We start from the raw sequence: 1928 nt of genomic DNA, 5'->3' as shown, positions 1-1928 counted from the left end.
TTTTTTATGTGCGCCAGGCATGGCGCGTTGCGCGCAAGCGCAACCAGCTTGGCTGTGGTGGCCACGCTGGTGACTTGGAGGTGAAAGTCCTCTACACACCCGGCAAGGGGAAGTGTTAGCCAGAGGCAAGGGTGTCGCGGGTGACTGCGAATCTGAAGGAAGCCCGAGGCAAAATGCTGGCCTGACGAACAGGAAGCGGATAGAGGCGGCGCAGCGGGGTAAGACGGCATAAATCGTCAAAGCCCGATACTTGCACGGAACGCTGTGACGTATATCCGACAGGCATAAGCAGGAAGGTCGCGCGAATTACCCTGGGAGATCTGCACGTTTGCCATTGTGCTACCGAGCGCCGCGAGGCGACGGGATGAGCGTGCAGAAGTCAGCCGAAGCCGTAGTAAGTGGCGATTAACCGCGCCACCAAGGGCCGAACAGGTTATGCCGCCAGTAGGCGTCAAAGTCTCGTTGAATACCGAAATGCAGAAACTTTTCCCAGAGAAGACTGTTACTCCGAGTCCCGGACAGAATCCGAGGATGACGGCTGACAGCGCAAAGGTATCGACGGCGTCTGTGACGTGGACGAACGCGGAGCCGGACACGCTGATGGCGCGGGTGCTTGCACCGGCCAATCTCAAGCGTGCGTATCACCGCGTGGTCAGCAACAAGGGCGCACCGGGTGCCGATGGCATGACGGTCAACGACTTGGCGGGCTACGTGAAACAGTATTGGCCGATCCTCAAGGCTCGGTTGCTGGCCGGCGAGTACCACCCGCAAGGTGTACGCGCCGTCGACATCCCCAAACCCAAAGGCGGAACGCGACAACTGGGCATTCCCGGCGTCGTGGATCGTCTGATCCAGCAGGCTCTGCTGCAACAGCTCACCCCCATCTTCGATCCGCTGTTCTCGGATTACAGCTACGGCTTTCGTCCGGGCAGAAGTGCTCATCAAGCCATTGAAACAGCCCGTGCCCATGTGGCGGCGGGCCACCGCTGGTGCGTGGAACTCGATATGGAAAAGTTCTTTGATCGGGTCAACCACGATGTATTGATGGCTTACGTCGAGCGTCAAATCGAAGATAAACGGGTGCTCACACTGATCCGTCGTTATCTTGAAGCGGGGACGCTGTCAGGTGGTCTCGTCAGCCGACGGCAGGAGGGGACGCCGCAAGGCGGCCCGCTCTCGCCGTTGCTGTCGAATATCCTGCTCAACGAACTCGACCGCGAACTGGAGCGACGGGGTCATCGTTTTGTGCGTTATGCCGACGATGCGAACATTTATGTGCGTAGTCGTCGTGCGGGCGAGCGAGTGATGGCAGGCATGGAGCGGTTCTTGAGGCAGTGTTTGAAACTGACGCTGAATCGCGAAAAGAGCCGCGTGGCGCGGCCGTGGGCCTGTGATTATCTGGGTTATGGGATGAGCTGGCATCAACAGCCAAAGCTTAGAGTGGCAACGATGAGCTTGGATCGCCTACGCGACCGACTCAGAGGCCTGCTACGTAAAGCGCGGGGCCACAAGATGATGAATATCATCAAGCGGATAAACCCCGTGCTGCGCGGTTGGGCTGGCTACTTCAAGTTGACTCAGGGCAAGCGAGCGCTGGAGATACTGGATGGCTGGGTGCGCCACAAACTTCGCTGTGTCATCTGGCGCCAATGGAAGCAGCCCTCGACGAGGGCGCGCAACTTGATGCGTCTGGGACTCGACGAAGGGCGCGCCTGCAAATCAGCCTTCAATGGCCGAGGCCCATGGTGGAACTCGGGAGCGTCACATATGAATCAGGCGCTGCCGAAAAAGCTGTGGGATCGACTCGGGCTGGTCTCGATACTGGATACGATTAACCGGCTTAGCCGTGTAACCTGAACCGCCGTATACGGAACCGTACGTACGGTGGTGTGAGAGGACGGCGGATGTGAATCCGCCTCCTACTCGAT

Annotated in this window: 1 protein-coding gene; it reads left to right on the top strand. The window is 58.8% G+C overall.

The genetic code is table 11. The features are described 5' to 3' along the window. Positions 1-435: 435 nt before the first annotated feature. Positions 436-1857: a group II intron reverse transcriptase/maturase gene (gene ltrA / locus ACZRN6_RS36395; RefSeq protein ID WP_464009953.1), complete on the top strand. Its 1422-nt coding sequence runs from the start codon at positions 436-438 to the stop codon at positions 1855-1857. Positions 1858-1928 lie beyond the last annotated feature (71 nt).

The organism is Pseudomonas sp. A125, assembly GCF_055409485.1.
The sequence above is the reverse complement of the archived record's forward strand: the minus strand, read 5'-3'. Positions and strand labels throughout refer to the sequence as shown.

Coding starts and splice junctions, on each gene's coding strand:
- ltrA (WP_464009953.1), top strand. CDS start 436: ATGCCGCCAGTAGGCGTCAAAGTCTCGTTGAATACCGAAATGCAGAAA.